Source organism: Streptomyces sp. NPDC051569 (genome assembly GCF_044454085.1).
Lineage (GTDB): Bacteria > Actinomycetota > Actinomycetes > Streptomycetales > Streptomycetaceae > Streptomyces.
Genome location: NZ_JBITDJ010000024.1, coordinates 15,678 through 32,189, shown reverse-complemented (window position 1 = coordinate 32,189; position 16,512 = coordinate 15,678). Strand labels below are relative to the sequence as shown.

Annotated in this window: 11 protein-coding genes; 5 read left to right on the top strand and 6 right to left on the bottom strand. The window is 69.0% G+C overall.

Annotated features, from left to right (window positions below; genetic code table 11):
- Positions 1–51: 51 nt before the first annotated feature.
- Positions 52–3,615, bottom strand: a complete 3,564-nt coding sequence (locus ACIBAE_RS26010) for a choice-of-anchor D domain-containing protein (RefSeq protein WP_399289898.1) — start codon at positions 3,613–3,615, stop codon at positions 52–54.
- A 552-nt stretch (positions 3,616–4,167) separates the two neighbouring features.
- Positions 4,168–4,785 (bottom strand): DUF998 domain-containing protein, encoded by a 618-nt coding sequence (locus ACIBAE_RS26005; protein ID WP_399289896.1) that lies wholly within the window; start codon positions 4,783–4,785, stop codon positions 4,168–4,170.
- A gap of 287 nt (positions 4,786–5,072) precedes the next feature.
- On the opposite strand from ACIBAE_RS26005, the gene ACIBAE_RS26000 reads away from it, so the two are divergent.
- A complete protein-coding gene (locus tag ACIBAE_RS26000; protein ID WP_399289894.1) occupies positions 5,073–7,049 on the top strand; it encodes a YncE family protein in 1,977 nt (658 codons plus the stop codon).
- A 285-nt stretch (positions 7,050–7,334) separates the two neighbouring features.
- On the opposite strand, the gene ACIBAE_RS25995 is transcribed toward ACIBAE_RS26000, so the two are convergent.
- The gene (locus ACIBAE_RS25995; protein ID WP_399289892.1) at positions 7,335–7,673 is read right to left on the bottom strand and encodes a MerR family transcriptional regulator; all 339 of its coding nucleotides are present in this window, start codon (positions 7,671–7,673) and stop codon (positions 7,335–7,337) included.
- 1,200 nt (positions 7,674–8,873) lie between these two features.
- On the opposite strand from ACIBAE_RS25995, the gene ACIBAE_RS25990 reads away from it, so the two are divergent.
- The gene (locus tag ACIBAE_RS25990; protein WP_399289890.1) at positions 8,874–9,233 is read left to right on the top strand and encodes a hypothetical protein; all 360 of its coding nucleotides are present in this window, start codon (positions 8,874–8,876) and stop codon (positions 9,231–9,233) included.
- 70 nt (positions 9,234–9,303) lie between these two features.
- Here ACIBAE_RS25990 and ACIBAE_RS25985 read toward each other — a convergent pair whose 3' ends face one another.
- The 3 genes from ACIBAE_RS25985 to ACIBAE_RS25975 form a co-directional block, all read right to left on the bottom strand.
- The gene (locus ACIBAE_RS25985) at positions 9,304–9,612 is read right to left on the bottom strand and encodes an SCO5918 family protein (protein ID WP_399289888.1); all 309 of its coding nucleotides are present in this window, start codon (positions 9,610–9,612) and stop codon (positions 9,304–9,306) included.
- Between the two features lie 113 nt (positions 9,613–9,725).
- Positions 9,726–11,243: a DEAD/DEAH box helicase gene (locus ACIBAE_RS25980; RefSeq protein WP_399289886.1), complete on the bottom strand. Its 1,518-nt coding sequence runs from the start codon at positions 11,241–11,243 to the stop codon at positions 9,726–9,728.
- A 377-nt stretch (positions 11,244–11,620) separates the two neighbouring features.
- Positions 11,621–11,824 (bottom strand): cold-shock protein, encoded by a 204-nt coding sequence (locus ACIBAE_RS25975; protein WP_014047008.1) that lies wholly within the window; start codon positions 11,822–11,824, stop codon positions 11,621–11,623.
- Between the two features lie 1,229 nt (positions 11,825–13,053).
- Between ACIBAE_RS25975 and ACIBAE_RS25970 the strand changes: the two genes are divergently transcribed.
- The 3 genes from ACIBAE_RS25970 (at position 13,054) to ACIBAE_RS25960 (ending at position 16,215) form a co-directional block, all read left to right on the top strand.
- A complete protein-coding gene (locus ACIBAE_RS25970) occupies positions 13,054–13,653 on the top strand; it encodes a hypothetical protein (protein ID WP_399289884.1) in 600 nt (199 codons plus the stop codon).
- A gap of 556 nt (positions 13,654–14,209) precedes the next feature.
- Positions 14,210–15,337 (top strand): cryptochrome/photolyase family protein, encoded by a 1,128-nt coding sequence (locus ACIBAE_RS25965; RefSeq protein ID WP_399289882.1) that lies wholly within the window; start codon positions 14,210–14,212, stop codon positions 15,335–15,337.
- A gap of 494 nt (positions 15,338–15,831) precedes the next feature.
- On the top strand, positions 15,832–16,215 hold the full coding sequence (locus tag ACIBAE_RS25960) for a hypothetical protein (protein ID WP_399289880.1): 384 nt from the start codon (positions 15,832–15,834) through the stop codon (positions 16,213–16,215).
- Positions 16,216–16,512 lie beyond the last annotated feature (297 nt).

Sequence of the window (16,512 nt, the reverse complement as noted above, 5' to 3'; positions counted from 1 at the left end):
GTCGGATCAGGTCGGATCAGGATGGTTCCGTTCCTGCCGGTTCACCTCAGCTCAGGTGTTCCAGACCTGGAATTCCGAGAGCTGTCCCGCCGGCCAGCCGTTGTTCGCCGTGATGTTCACCCGGAAGTACCGCTGGGTGGTCGCGGTGAACGTGATGGTGACCTTGTTGCTGTTGGCCGGGTCGAAGGAGTAGGACGCCGACGACTTGACGGTGGTGAAGTTGCTGCCGTCGGTGCTGCCCGACAGGGACAGCGTCTGGTTGCGGGTGCCCCAGGTGGCGGGGAGCTGGAGCACGACGCGGCTCGCGCTCTGCGCGGAGCCGAGGTCCACCTGCACCCACTGCGGGAAGGCGTTGTTGGCGCTCTCCCAGTAGCTGTCCTGGTTGCCGTCCGTCACGTTCGACGAGGGGTACACGTCGCTGTGGCTGGACTCGCTCGTGGCCTTGCCGGCCGCCAGGTTGCTGCTCACCGTGCCGGCGCCGGTGCCGGTCAGCGCGACGGTCGTCGGGCTGTTGGACGCGTTGCTGGTGACGGTGAGGTTCCCGGCGCGGGTCCCGGACGCGGTCGGGGTGAATTTGACGCTGACCGTGCACGAGGCGTTCGCCGCGATCGACGTCCCGCAGGTGTTGGTCTGCGAGAAGTCGCCCGTGGTGGCGATGGAGGAGACGGCCGCGGCCGCCGTGCCGCTGTTGGTCACCGTCACCGTCTTCGCGGCGCTGGTGGTGTTGAGTGCCTGGCTGTCGAACGTCAGCGAGCCCGGTCCCGCCGAGAGCGTCGCCGCCGTGGTGCCGCCGCTGCCGCCGGCGGGGAACACCGCGAAGTCCGACAGTTGACCGGCGGTCCACCCCGTGTTGGCGGTGATGTTGACCCGCACGTACCTGGCCGTGGTGGCGTTGAAGGTGATGGTGGCCGTGTTGTTGTTGCTGTTCGGGTCGAAGGTGTACCCGGCCGAGCCGACGATCGTGGAGAAGGAGGAGCCGTCCGTGGACCCCTGTACCGAGAGGGTCTGCGTACGCGCGGCCCAGGCGGCCGACGGCGGCACCTTCAGGACGACCTTGCCGACGCTGTAGCTCCGGCCGAGGTCGACCTGGGCCCACTGCGGGAAGGAGCCCCCGCTCTCCCAGTACGTCGAGGTGTCCGTGTCGGTGATGTTGGCGGGGACGTACGGGCTGCTGCTCGAACTGGCCGACGCCGTCTGACCGGCCGCGATGTTCGTGGAGCTGTCGATGCCGCTGCCGCTCAGACCGACGGTGGTCGGGCTGTTGTTGGCATTGCTGGTGACGGTGAGGTTGCCCGTACGGGATCCTCCCGTGGTCGGCTTGAACGTGACGGTCACCGTGCAGGACGCGCCGACCGCGATGGTGGAGCAGTTGTTGGTCTGGGTGAAGTCACCGGTCACCGCGACGCCCGAGACGGTCGCCGAGGTGGTGCCCGCGTTGCTCACCGTCACCGTCTGCGTGGCGGCCGAGGAGCCGACCACCGTGGCGGCGAAGGACAGACCGCCCGGGTTGGCGTTCAGCACCGGGCCGGGTGCGGTGCCGGTGCCGGAGAGGCTGACGGTGTTGGTGATCCCGCCCGCGTTGACCGTGAGGGTTCCGCTGCGGCTGCCGGTCGCGGTCGGGGCGAATTTGACGCTGACCGCGCACGAGCCGTTCGCCGCGATCGACGAGCCGCAGGTGTTGGTCTGGGTGAAGTCGCCACCGGCGGCGATCGACGAGACGGACGCGGCCGAGCCGGTCGGGTTGGAGACCGTCACGGTCTGCGCGGTGCTCGTCGTACCGGTCGCGACCGAACCGAAGTTCAGCGCGCTCGGGGTGGCCGTCACGCCTTCCGGCGGGTACGGCGGGAAGACCGGGGCCGGCCACGCGCCGCACAGCGGCGTACCACTGATGCCCGAGTTGCCGCCGCCGTCGGTGACGGCGAAGTTCCCGCCCTCGCAGCTGTACACGGGGGACGAGGCGCCGACGCCGGTCGCCGTGACGTTGGTGAACTTCGCCGCGCCGCCCGTCTGTTCCTGCAGTGCGAACGTTCCGGTGCCGTCGATGGTCACGTTGCTGAGGTTGACCCCGCTGACGGTGCCCTCGACCCACTGGATCGCCTCGTACGGGCTCTGCTGGATCAGCGCGTTCGTCACGTTGATGGGACCGGTGATCGAACCCTGGCTGCCGTCGAACCACAGGGCGCCGACCCCGAACTGCCAGTTCGGGTCGAGACCGCCGGCCCGGATCATGGTGTTGTTGGAGATGGTGGTCGTGCCGACGGGGGTGGAGGTGAAGCGCTGCCCCACGTGGATGCCGCCGCCCTGGGCGATGCCGGTGTCGCGCACCAGGTTGCCGCTGACGGTGTTGTCGTGGCCGCCGTAGATCGCGATGGCGTTGGCGAGTATCTGCAGTTCCACGGTGTTGTTGGAGATCGTGTCGTTGGCGTCGGCGCCGAGACCGGAGTCCGCCCAGGTCGCGATGCCGTCGTCACCGGTGTTGCGCAGTTCGCTGTTGGTGACCGCCGAGTTGGTGACGCCGCCGTGGAAGTTGACGCCGTCCGCGGTGGTGTCGCGGATGCGCATGCCACTGAAGGTCAGGCCGTTCATCGGCCCGTCCATCCAGGCGCCGACCTTCATGTGGTCGATCCAGACGCTCGACACGGTCGAGCTGCTCATCGCGCCGCCGATGCCGTTGACCTGGGCGTTGTCGTCGCGCTCCTGGACGTTGCCGAAGATCGCGAAGTTCTGCAGGTGCACGTTGCTGCTCGGCGAGGGCGCGGAGTTGCCGTAGAAGCCAGGAGCCGTACCGGTGACGGTCGAGTACCACATGCCGGCGCCGGCGATCGTGACGTTGTTGACGCTGATGTGGCCGGGGATCTTGTACGTGCCCGGCGGCATCCACACCGTGCCACCCGGACCGGCGGCGCTGATCGCCGCGTTGAAGGCGCTGGTCGCGTCGCTCGCACCGCTCGCGTCGGCGCCCTTGCTGGTCACCGAGACCGAGCCCGCGGGCTGGGTCAGCGCCGCGCCCACCTGCTCGAAGTCGGCGAAGTCGATCGTGTACGAGGACGCGGTGTCCTCCGCGTCGACCTGCAGCTTGAAGGTCGTACCGGCCGGATACGTCGTCGGGAAGAGACGGTGCACCTCGTCGTAGAAGTGGTGCGGGTTGCTGCCCGGCTGGTTGGTGAACGGGTAGCTGCCGTAGTACCAGCTGTACGCGTTGGTCAGACTGAAATTGTCCTGCTTGGTGCCGTTGACGTACAGCGACAGCGGAGCGGTGTAGACCGAGCCCCCCGCGCCGTCCGGGATGCTGTACCGGAAGTCGATCGAGTTCGTCGCCACCGGTGTGGTGAACGTGACGTACTTGCCGGTGCCCGACAGGGTCACGGCCTTGCGGTACGAAGCCTCGTCGGCCAGCTGGCCGGCGGTGTAACTGGGGCCGATGGCCGTGCCGTTGGTGGCGGAGTTCTCCGCCTGGACTTCGACGTACGGCAGGCTCGCGCCGCTGCCACCGGTGGCGGCCGCGGCCGCCCACGCCGGTTGGATCGCCAGAGCGGAGACGCCGCCGAGGGTCAGCAGCGTGGTGCTGACCACCGTGGCGAGCGTTCGCCTCAGATCGCGCATGGACTGGAACACTTATTGCTCCTTTTCACACGGAATGCCTGACCTGCACCGTCGGCACCGCGATCGGTTGGAGGGAGGAGCTGGTGGAGCGTCGGTGCGTAAGGGGGTGGCGCGGTACAGGGCACAGCGAGATGCCCCGCCGGCCGTGTGAGCGGCCGGGTGACGAGGTGATTTCGGGGGCGGGTGTGGACACTGAGGGCGGATGACGGCGCAAGGAGGACCGTAATCTCCTCGACATAGCGACGCAATATCCGTACGCATCCTTGTCGAATCTATACTTTTCCTTGCAAGATCCAATGTGTGGCGCGTGGCCCCGTCGAACGGCGGACGACCCGGTTGGCCGGAACGCCCCTCTGCTCCGCTCCTGGACCCCGGGCTACGCCGATGCGGCGGCCCGCGTACCGGGCGGCGGACGGCGGGCGGGAGCGTCGGCATCGGCCCGGACGGCGGAGAAGGCCGAGGTCAGCGCCCCGACCGGGTCGCGGAGCCCCAGACCCCAAGCCCCAGACCCCAAGCCCCAGACCCCAAGCCCCAGGTCCCCGGGCCCCGGGCGGACGTACGGGCTCAGGCGCGACGGCTGAACCAGGACAGGGGTTCGTCGTGGCCGGGGTGGCGCAGGCAGGAGGTGACGACCAGCAAGGGCCAGAGGGACTGAGTGAACGTCAGGGCGCGTTCGGCGATCCCGGCGGCCCCGCGGCTCTGCAATTCGACGAGGAACCATGTCGCGCCGGCGACCATCAGCGCACTCGCCACGATCGACACGGTGGGCCGCAGCCCCCAGGGCGCCGCTCCCCGGCGATCCGCGGCCAGGATCGGCCACACCGCCAGGAGGGCGAACCCCACCGTGACCACCGCGCCGTGCCCGAAAGCGCCCCCACGGGTCGGTGCCGGGAACGCCGTCAGAAGCATCGCCGCCACCCCGCCGCATCCGAGGGCCGCACGTCCGGCGAGCGCGGCCGCGCGGAGCCCCAGGGCGGTGGCCAGGTAACAGGATCCGAGGGCGATCAGTATTCCGGTCATCACCCAGTACCCGGGGGCGCCGTAGGCGGCCAGGACACTGATCGTCTGGGTGACGGGGTCGTAGCCGGGCCCCTGCAAGAACTGCGCGATCGTCCAGCCGCCGACCAGCAGGACGGGAGCACACCCCGACGAGAGCAAGGCCCACTGGGCTGCACGTCGCATCGGGTCACCATAAAACGTGCGATCTCCTCCGCCTCGCTCCACACGCGGGCGAGTGAAGAGCACCGAAGCCATGGGGGCCACGGGCGGCGGCCTCCCCCGGCACGCCCGAGGAGCGAAGGGCCCTGGAGAGGTGGGGGAAATTCAGCCTCCGACTGTCACAGTCATGCCATACGCTGATCACATCAGGCGCGTACTGGCACCCGTTGTTCGGTTGATGCCAGGGGGGCGCGCCGCATTCTCGTGCTCACCCGGCGATCGCCGGGTCACCTGTGGGGGGTCACATCACTGTGCTTGGACGCACCACCATCTCGGCCGCGGCGGCGCTCGCGGTCCTCTTCAGCTCAGTTGCGCTCGTCGCGGGATCGGCGGGGACGGCCGCGGCCGACTCCGTGCAGGTCGTGCCGGTCAAGTCGGTCGGCGACCTCGTCGTGGACGGGGCCCACCAGCGGGTCTACCTCTCCGACCCGACCGGCGGCAAGATCGTCGTCACGGACTACTCGGGCACGGTCAAGGCGTCCCTCACCGGCCTGCCCGGTGTGACCGGCCTCGCCCTGTCCGCCGACTCCGGTCAGGTCTACGCCGCCGTCAAGGGCACCGACCGGATCGTCTCGGTGGAGACCCGGACGTACACCACGACGGCGAGCTACGACCTGGCCGGTGCCGATGCCCCGGCCTCCCTGGAGGTCGTGGACGGCCGCGTCTGGTTCGGCTACGGGTCGAACCTCGGGTCTCTCGACCTCTCCGGCGACGAGCCCGTCGTGACGCTCGACCAGAACGCGGGCCTCGACTTCGTGGGCGGCCGACTGCTGCTCGGCGCCGACCCGGCCGCGCCCGGCGTCCTGGTGGCGGGGGCGGGCGGCAGGCTCGCCGTGTTCGACGTCGGTGCCGACGGAACCCAGCTCCGTGTCCAGGGCGCCATGGACACCGGCGTGAAGCAGCTCGACCTGACGCCCGACGGCACCCAGGTCCTCACCTCCTGGGACGGCAGCGGGTACGGCTACGGCTTCCCCGCGTACTCCACCACCGACCTGACGACGGTGGGCCGCTACCCGACCGACGCCTACCCCAACGCGGTGGCCGTCGCGCCCGACGGCACCGTCGCGGGTGGCACCTTCTCCTGGTACAGCCCCGACGTCCACATCCACCGGCCCGGCAGCACGACGCCGACGCGGGAGTACGACTTCCCCAACACGGGCAACAGCAGCGGCGGCGATACCCTCGTCGACGGCGCCCTGGCCTGGGCGCCGGACCGCAGCCGCGTGTTCGCGGTGTCGGAGAACAGCTACGGCACGTACAGCCTCCGCGCCCTGACCGACCCGACCAAGGAACTGCCGACCCTGAAGGTGTCGGCACCCGCCAAGGCCGACCGGGCCAAGAAGCTCACCGTCACCGGAAAGCTGACGTCGAAGTCGGTGTTCCCGGCGGGGACGCCCCTCACCGTGACCCGTACGGACATCGTGGCCACGGGCGGCCAGGCGCTGCCGGCCGTGAAGACCCTGGCCGGCGGCGCGTTCTCCTTCACGGACACCCCGCAGACCGGCGGCAAGGTCACGTACAAGGTGTCGTACGCGGGTGACGCCACGCACAGCCCCACCTCCGGCTCGTACGCGGTACAGGTCTCGCGCACGGCGACGTCGCTGAAGCTGAACCGCAACGGCAGCCTCTACGCGTACGGCGCGGACGTCTCCTTCACCGCGCACCTCGGCGCCACGTACAAGAACCGGACGGTGGAGATCTGGTCCGACCCGTACGGTGCCGACAAGCCGAAGAAGCTGGTCAAGAAGGCCGCGGTCAACTCCAAGGGCGACCTCTCGGTCATCGTGGACATGACCCGCGACACCACCGTCACCGCCGTCTTCGCGGGCGACGCCCGGTACGAGGCGAAGACGGTCAAGTCGACCGCGTACGCCAAGGTGAAGCTCTCCACCACCGTCGCCAAGCACTACAAGACGGGCAAGATCGGCTCGACGAAGTACTACTACTTCCACAAGAAGACGGACCCGGTCTTCACCACGGCGATGAGCTACTACAAGGGCCGTAAGCAGCGGCTCCAGCTCCAGGTGTACTACCAGGGCAAGTGGTACGACACCGGCTCGCAGTACTTCGCGCTGGCCACCAACGGGAAGTCCACGGTCCGCCTTGAGGCACCGGGCGAGGCCGGTATCCGTGCCCGGATGCGCGCGTCGTACATCGACACGTCCTCCGGCGACAACGTGAACTCCACGACCCACGGCGCCTGGATGTACCTCAACTTCACCAAGTAGATCCACCGGCCCTCGGCGGTTGCCACGAGGTCCCCGTCGTCGGTCGTCACAGCGAGAGAGCCCCAGGTCGTCGGCCTGGGGCTTTCCGGTGGGGTGGGCGACGAGAAGGGATCTCGCTCGCCGAGCCGGGGAAATCTCTCACGGCGGGATACGGCCCGGGAACCCGTCGGCCCTCCCCGGGCCGGACTCCAGGGCCCACTCCTCGGGACCGGGCCGGTCGGGGTCGGAGTCGACGCGGTCGGGCGCCACGAGCGCCGCTCGGGCGGGTCCGGGCGCTGACGAGCGTCAGCCGGAACTCGCGTCCGGCTGTGCCGCGGCGCGGCGGAATTCGGCGTTGATGCGCTGGGCTTCCTCCAGCTGGTCTTCGAGGATGACGATGCGGCAGGCCGCCTCGACCGGAGTGCCCTGGTCGACGAGTTCCCGGGCGCGGGCCGCGATGCGCAGTTGATAGCGGGAGTAGCGTCGGTGGCCGCCCTCGGAGCGCAGCGGCGTGATCAGGCGGGCCTCCCCGAGTGCACGGAGAAAGCCGGCGTTGGTCCCGAGCATCTCGGCCGCCCGGCCCATCGTGTAGGCGGGATAGTCATCGTCGTCCAGTCGGCCGCCGAGCGCATTGTCCGCTGTCATTTGCACCTCTTCTTGGGAACGCGTCGAGGGGCCCTGGTGCCGTACGGCACCAGGGCCCCGAAGGAAATTCAACACCATCTGCCGGCCCTAGTGCTGCGCCGACCTTCTGTTTCCGCGGCCTCGCCCTGAAGAAGGGCGGGAGTGCGGGGATCGCGGATGCGTGACCGGGGACCACCTTCCATTCCGGGGTCTTGCGGTACCCGGGCTCAGTCCTTCCGCCCGGGCGATCCTGATGGCGTTCAACTCCTCCGTTCTTCCCTCTGGATCAACTGCTTGCCGAACCGGTACCGCGTACCGCCGGTACCGGTGATGATGCGAACCGCTGGTGGCCTCGGAAAACGCCACTCCGTCCGGCAGACGGCACCTCGCCCGTCCTGCGTCCTCTCTGGCTTGGAACCCCACTGCCGAACCTCTCGGCACGCGCGTCCGCAGCTCGACGCCTTCACCGAGAAACCACTGTCAACCGCACTGCTGGTACTGCCAACCGCACTGGTACTGCCAACCGCACGTGCTGATACCGCACGTGCTTCACCGCACTACGTACGGCGGCACTGCTGCGGCGGCCCCTGATCACCGCGGGCCACCCGGTACGGCCGTCAGTCCCGTCACCCGTTCTGCGACAACCATGGCTCCGGAACTCCACCACCGCACCGACCTGCGTGTACTGCTGCCCGGCAGGTCATCTCTGCCGGGCCTTTCAACCTTGGCTACGGGCAAAACCATAACCAGGCGAACGGCCAATGTCTACTCTGGCCGTCATAGATTTCTGCGTGTTCGACGATGAGGTAATCCACCTCGAACGGCCGAGGGGCGGTACGGGGCGGCTGGGGTGCGGGCGCGGTGGGGTGCGGGCGCGGTGCGGGGCGGTGTGGGCGGGGCGGTGTGGGCCCGGCGGTGTGGGCGCCCCGGTCGCGTGGCGCATGGGATTTCCCGTGACGGCGCCGCCGGCTGTGCCGCGGTTCCGACCGACAGGGGCGGGTGGTGGCGCTGGGTATCGCGGGGCGCCCCCGACCACCTCGGCGCGCTGACCGAGCAGATCGGGGAAGCAGGCGTACGGGCGACGACGTCGACATCCGCACACCGCTCGCGGGCCCGGCGGGTCTATCGCAACGCGCCCCAGGATCGCCCGCCGGCCCCACCGCCGAAGCTGACCCACCGCCGAAGCAGCCCGGATCGCCCGGTGAAATAGAATCGGCTCTTATGTCGAAGCCCGACGAACTGCTCGTTGACGTCGCCGCCATGGTGGAGTCCGGGCACAGCAATCAGATGTCCCTGACCGTGATCGCCGGTGGTGCTGTCATCACCGGGCGACTCGCTCCCGAAGCCGTGTGGAGACAGCGGGTGTCGGAGGTCCTGACGGATTCGGCCCGGCTGGGCGAGTTCTCCGCCGTCTTCACCAGCGACACACGGAAGGACGGGCCTCCCACGCATCTGCACTTCCACGTCGCCCGGATCCTGCAGGGGACGGTGGGGATCCCGGAGACGGGCGGGATGTACCGCGTCGCGATCGAGGACGTCAGCGCGTGGTCCATGGGAGATTTCAGCTACTCCGACCACTGAGCGACCGCTGCGACCAAATCCGTCGAGCTCTCATCGCCGTTCAGGTGTCGGCTTGCGACTGCCCGGCCGGTCAGACGGACGCGGGAGCACCGAGCATCGTGGAGGCTCGCTGGAGCGGGCTGAGGACGCGCGCGGGTGCGGCCTGGTGGAGGGTGCGGCAGGTGAAGCCGAGGAGGGTCATGGCCCGGGTGACTTCGCCGGCGCTGAAGTCACGGCGGTCCTGGCGGGTGATGACCTCGCCCACCTGCTTGACGGGGTACTGGCGGCGGCCGATGATCACGGACTCGCCGGTGACCGGCTCAGGCTTGATGCCCTTCATCGACTCCAGCACGCCGCTCCTGGTCAGGTCGAAGGGGAAGCGGGCGATGACGCAGCGCATGAGGCCTCACAGGGAGAAGGGGAAAACCACGGGCAGGCGCCGGATCACGAAGGTTCTCGTGCCGTTCCCGGCGAGCTTCGCCCCATCGGGCAAAAGCTCGCCGGACAGAGCATCTAGGCCGCCGCGTCGAAGGCGGACTGCTGCCGCTGGGCGGTACGGCGCGCTGCCTGGGAGGGGCGGCTGCGCCGGCCGCGTGAGGCGGCGCCGCGCTGGGGGCGTTCGGCGACCGGCGCGGTGATGACGACCGGGACACCCGAGGGGGTGCGCGCGCCGGTGATGCGCTGCAGTTCGGCCTCGCCGGAGCGGACCTGGGTGATCTGCGGGCGGATACCGGCGTCCGACATGAGGCGGACCATGTCGCGGCGCTGGTTGGGCGTGACCAGGGTGACGACGCTGCCGGATTCGCCCGCGCGGGCGGTACGGCCGCCACGGTGCAGGTAGTCCTTGTGGTCGCTCGGCGGGTCGACGTTGACGACCAGGTCGAGATGGTCGACGTGGATGCCACGTGCGGCGACGTTCGTGGCGACGAGCATGGTGACGTGTCCGGTCTTGAACTGCGCCAGCGTGCGGGTGCGTTGCGGCTGGGACTTGCCGCCGTGCAGCGCGGCGGCCCGTACCCCGCTGTTGAGCAGGTCCTGGGTCAGCCGGTCGACGGCGTGCTTGGTGTCCAGGAACATGATCACCCGGCCGTCGCGCGCGGCGATCTCCGTCGTGGTGGCGTGCTTGTCGGCTCCCTGGACATGCAGCACATGGTGCTCCATCGTCGTGACCGCGCCTGCGGACGGGTCCACGGAGTGCACGACGGGATCGGTCAGGTAGCGGCGGACCAGCAGGTCGACATTGCGGTCCAGGGTGGCGGAGAACAGCATCCGCTGCCCCTCGGGACGCACCTGGTCGAGCAGGGCGGTGACCTGCGGCATGAAGCCCATGTCGGCCATCTGGTCGGCCTCGTCCAGAACGGTGATGCCCACCTGGTTCAGCCGGCAGTCGCCGCGGTCGATCAGGTCCTTGAGCCGTCCGGGCGTCGCGACGACGACCTCGGTGCCGCCGCGCAGCGCGTTCGCCTGCCGCCCGATCGACATCCCGCCGACGACCGTGGCCAGCCGCAGGCCGACCGAGCGGGCGTACGGGGTGAGCGCGTCGGTGACCTGCTGCGCCAGCTCGCGGGTGGGTACGAGGACCAGGGCGAGCGGCTGCCGGGGCTCGGCACGCTGACCGGCGGTACGGGCCAGCAGGGCGAGGCCGAAGGCGAGCGTCTTGCCGGAGCCGGTCCGTCCGCGGCCGAGTACGTCGCGGCCCGCGAGGGTGTTGGGCAGGGTCGCGCCCTGGATCGGGAACGGTACGGTCACGCCCTGAGCGGTGAGCGCGGCCAGCAGCTGCCCGGGCATGTCGAGGTCGGCGAAAGCCTCGACGGCGGGCAGTGCGGGGGTGATCGTCCGGGGAAGGGCGAACTCACCCTGGAGCGCGGCGGGCCGACGCCCGTACCCGCCGGAGCGGCTCGGACCACCGGAGCGGCCGGCGGCCGGCGAACCGAAGCGGCTGCCCCGGCTGGAGCCGCCGGTGGAGCCGCCGGTGGAGCCGCTGCTCGTCCGGGTGCGGGAGAAACGGTCGTTCGTACGTGTGCGGTTCATAGGGAACCTTCCTTGATGCGGCACGTATCAAGGAATTCCCGCAGCGGATGCGCAGCACGGAGAATAGCGAGAACGGGCCGAACTGAAAGCGAAATCGGATCCGGCCGGCGGAATGAGCGGCGGGCCGGTCGCTGGAATGAGCGGAGCAATCCGGGAGGCAGGGTGCGCGGCGCGGGGGCCGAGTTGCGGCGGAGGGCTCGTACGGAACAGGTATCCGGAGCCGAGGGGTATGTCCGCCGTGCGATGAGACCGCGCATTCCCGGACGCATGCCGTGGGTGGAACGGTCACGGTGCCCGGGGAGTGCTGTGCCCTGAAACGCAACGAGCTGGGGCCCGCACCCCAAGGTGCGGGCCCCAGCTCGTTCTACGCGTCAGCGTCAGGCGGGAACGATGTTCTCGGCCGTCGGGCCCTTCTGGCCCTGCGCGATGTCGAAGTTCACCTTCTGGCCTTCCTGCAGCTCGCGGAAGCCCTGGGCGGCGATGTTCGAGTAGTGGGCGAAGACGTCAGCGCCGCCGCCGTCCTGCTCGATGAAGCCGAAACCCTTTTCGGCGTTGAACCACTTCACGGTGCCAGATGCCATGTCAAATCTCCTTCGGGGCAGTGCCCGGAATCCGCACTGTGCGGGCTCCGCGTCGCCGCGATGATTGCCCCGTCCGGAAAATGACCGGAAATACAGAAGTGCTTCCGCCGATGAAGAATCCGGTGGAGGCACTCGAAGTTTTGGGAACCACAACTGCAACTGAGACGGACAGTAGCACGGTGAGATCGGCCCTGCGCGCCGAATAATTCCACCCGGCCTGTTGTGTGAGATACCCTCACCGCGCGTCGCGCTGATTTCTCCTTTCGCGGTCGCAGATATTGGTTCGCCCGGAAGGAAGTGTTTCTGCGAAGGAGCGTCCGTCCGTGGCGGGGGGGCACCCGCGGGTCCGGTGTCGCCACACGGTGGTCGGGGCCGGTCGCGGTCACGGTCGGAACGATCCGCGCTCCGCTGCTGAACGCCCCGTCGGTGCGGTCCCCGTGTTCCTCTTCGTGCCCGCGCAGGTCGTTGCCCAGGAGCTGGTGCCTGATCTGGCGGGCCACCGCCTCTGCCAGGTAACCGGAGACGTTGTCCGTGAGCTTGCGGAGCCCCGCCACCTGGTCGCTGTGGAGCGTGACAGTGACGCGAGTCGTGGAGGACAGAGGGCAAGCATGCTGGAGTACGCCCACCCGGGTTCGTCGTCAGCGCGTCCGGTTCGTCCGCCCATGTCTGTGCCCGCTGCCGCAGCCTGGTGAGTGCTTGCTCGGCGGGTCCGTACGCGGCGAATTCCGTGTCGCCGATCCCTGGTGGGATCCGTCACGATCAGACGCGTGGACAACGGGTCTGCTTCCGGAGCTCGTACGCGTCATCCGCACTGCCGCAGGCCGGTGCGCTCGGCGGTGGCGATGTCCTCCACGCGTTGCGGGTTCCCGGTCACGGTCTTTCCCGCACCCGCTTGCACCAGGGGCAGAGATCACCGTCAACCCCAGCAATCGCAGAACTTATAGGGATCGCAGTCGCCGGCATGCCACTGAACGTAAAAGCCCATCCGTACGTGATTCGATGGTGCGCACTTTGCTTGTCGCCTCTTGGGTCTCGCCTCATCTCTCTACGCATGCCGCGCTTTTCCGGCGATGTGGGCGGATTCGCCTTCTGATCTCGCGGAAGAAATTATTCGGAGGATGGTCAGTACTGTCGTGAGTGCGAAGATATGTGCCACGAGAAGTGACTGATCGTTTCGTGGTAGAGTCTGAAATGAATTCACAGGACGCCACGAAAAAAAGGGGAATGGCGTGAATACCGAGAAGGTTACGGCTCGACGTCTTACGGCCGAGGAGGTTTCAGAGTTGGGTCTCCAGGACGGCATCTTCGTCTCGGCAGAGATGGATGACCTTCCTCTCGACTGCTACGCCCCGGCCTTCCTTACGGAGCCGGGTAAGAAATTTGAGGGTGGGTCCTTCACCGCGAGGACGGTATTCGGCGAGGAAATTCATGTTCTCCCGGACAATGCTGAAGAGGGCGGGATCTGGATCGCCGACGAGGCGGGGGAAGAGATCGAGGTTCTCCAGAGTGCCGGCGTCCTCCTGAACCTCGCGCTCTTCGTGCCCCACGGGAACAAGGAGTCCCTGGAGTCGCTCTACGCCGCCGCGCGGGACGCTTTCGGCGCGGGGGTCGTTCAGCGCTGGAACGAGGAAGCCGTCGCGGTGCCGGACGTCAAGGTCGACCTGTACGAGGAGCCGGCCCGGGGGCGGAAGAACACGAACAACCAGAACCGCGACCGCCGCGCCCTGGACATCTACCCGACCCGAGTGCGGTTCCTGGAGCCCAGCGATGGCTGGAGGTTCGTTGTCGAACCGCACAAGGAGATCGTCGATGACACGCCGACGATCTGACCTGACGGCAGCCTAGACGCCACGCCGGCGGCAAAACCCCCTCCCGGTGGCGAATTCAAGGGGGCGCGGCAACCCGCTGGTCAAGCGGCTGTTGTCAGCGGCTCAGCCAAACGCTCGGCTGGAGTATCCCAGCCGAGCGTTTGGCGTGGGCGGGTGTGGGGTCCCGGGGCGACGGCGTCCAGGTAGTCGTGGCCGCGCGGGGGGATGGGCCTTCGTCGTGGACCGGGTGACGAGAATCGAACTCGCTCACCGAGCTGGGGAAATCACCCCGCTCGTGATCGCCAGACACGGTCCTGACCAGGGAAAACTCTGCGCGGATGTGCTCCTGGTCGGCAGCCCCGGACGCGCACCGGTCCGACGGAGTGTCGGCGGACGGGCGGCGAGCGGAGGCTGCCAGCATGGGCCGAGCGGGAGGCCCGATGGTCACCGCGCGAGCTCCGTGCGGTGTGTCGGCCACCTTTCCGGCAGATGTGCCGGCACTTTCGATGCGCTCCCGTCCCGGTCGCGCCGTCATCTCGGCATCGCGCGGGGCAACGGCTGTGAGAGGCGGAATCCCATGGCGCCACGCCCCCACTGGCTGTTCGGGGACCAGCTCGGTCCGCATTTCGTGGACCCGCGCAACGGCGGACCCGACGCCCAGGCTCCGGTGGTCATGATCGAGGCGCGCTCGGTGCTACGCCGGCGTCGTTTTCACCGCGCCAAGGCCCATCTGGTGCTTTCGGCGATGCGGCACCGTGCCGCTGAACTCGGTGACCGGGTCACCTATGTCCGGGCCGAGACGTACGCCGAGGGCCTGGAGCAGGCCGTTGGACACCCGGCATTCCGCAGGTCGGACGCTCATGACGAGCGCGCGGTCCCCTCACGGGAGCGCGGCGCCGGTGACCGGCTGACGGTCTGCCACCCCACCTCGCGCCGGGCGCTGGACTTCGTCGGTGCGCTGGAGGGCGTGGAGATCCTGCCGGCGAAGGGCTTCATGGTGAGCCACGACGTCTTCGCCGAGTGGGCCGGCCGCGGCAGCGGAAAGGGCCTGCGGCTGGAGAGCTTCTACCGTCGGGTGCGCGAGCGGCACGACCTGCTCATGGACGGCGACGGTCCTGCGGGCGGGCGGTGGAACCTCGACCATGAGGTCGACATCGATCTCGATCTGCGCGCCGTGCGCGACCGCCACGGCACCGATCTCCTCACCAGCCTCCGTGCGGATCTACGTCGGCTGGCGCCGGATCTGCTCCGCTGGCATATGCCCCGGATCGCCCCCGACGGGCGGCTCCGGCCCGGCCTGACCATCTCCCTCGCCTGTTACGGGAGTTATGGCGCCACGCCGCTGCGGCTGGTGGCGCGGACACCGCCGACCCGGGCGGACGCCGGACAGCGGATATCCCTGGCCCTGATCTGCTGCGACGCGGCGGCCAGGGTCGCCGTCCCGCTCTGCCGCGCCGAGAAGATCGAACTGGTCGGCGGCGGGGGAACGGATCTGAGATCCGGCTTCGCCCGGGCTCTGCGCTCCAGGCCCCGCCCGGACGTGATCATTGCTCTGACGGATGGTCAAACGCCTTGGCCCGCCGCACCGCCGCCCTGTCGCGCCGTTGTCGGACTCTTCCCCCGTCCCTCCCGCGTCGCGGAAGAGAACCCCGACCACGTCCCGGACACACCTCCGCCCTGGGCGCGTGTCGTCAGCATCCCCTGAGAATCGGGCAACGCCCGGATGTTTCAGCGGATGCCGTAAGCCTGGTGGTACGGCAATTCCGCGTCGGTAGCCCTGAGAAAGTGTGGGGCGCGAGCCCGCCCACCGGCCGTGTGGCAGCCTTCGCCGGCTCTTGCCCCACAGGAACGGCAGTCCCAGTCCAGCGCGCGTCTTTGATGCCTTGCGCCTTGATCTCGTCCAGCACGGTGGTCCGTTCGTCCCATCGGCGCCGACGGTAAGGACGCCAAGGACGCCAAGGACGCCAACGGTGAGGTGCTGAAGGCCAAGACGCGTGGCCTGTTCAAGCCGTCCGGGCCCCCGTCGCGCCTCGGTCCGCATCAGAGCCCGGGGAGAAACGTTGCATTGAGACGGACGCGGACGGACGCGGACGGGCGGGTGACCGAGAACATTCAGGTCCCGCCGTCCGTACCGCCTGCCAGCTGATTCCCCTACGGTTGGCCCGGGGAGAGGAGACCGGTATGAGCGGAGGCCGACGCGTGTTGCGCCTGCTGGAAGGAGTGTGCGCGGTCATCGCGGTGCTCTACGCGACGCTCTTGGTGTTGTTCACCAACTATGACGCCCTGCTGATCACTTACCGGAACGGCGACCTCACCTCGACGATCGTGGTTTTCGCGGGAGCATGCGTCGGCTGGCTGGGCCTGCGCCTTGCGCGCTCACCGCGACGCCCCCCGGCCGGGCTGCTCGTCGGTGGCGCGTGCGCCGTTGGTCTTGTGGCCGTGATGTGGTGGACGACCCGCCCCACGGTGGAAGAACAGCACGTCAGGCCCCCTCCGGGCACCGGGCGCTCCTGGGAGTCGCAGCCCCCCGACAGCATTCCGGGCACGGCGCCTCCTCCGGCACCGCCAACCACCGGCCCGTAGTCAGCCCGGTGTGGAGCCTTCGGCCACCGCATCAGTGGCCGAGGGCTTCGCTGCGGGAAGGAGGCGGCAACTCCGGCGTGACGGGCTCACGTTGGGCAGCACTCGTGTGCAAGAGAACCGCATGCGCGACTCCGTTCACGCCTGTCAGCCAGACCGGCCGGCACTTGGCGGGTGATCGGCCGGTATGCCTCCGGCTCTGTGTCGTGCACTGTCGCCACCACGTCGACCGCCCTTGCCGCCCGGGGCGGGCGGCGCTCCCGGTGCGGGGCGGGCGGTCGCCCCGCACCGGGAGCCGTC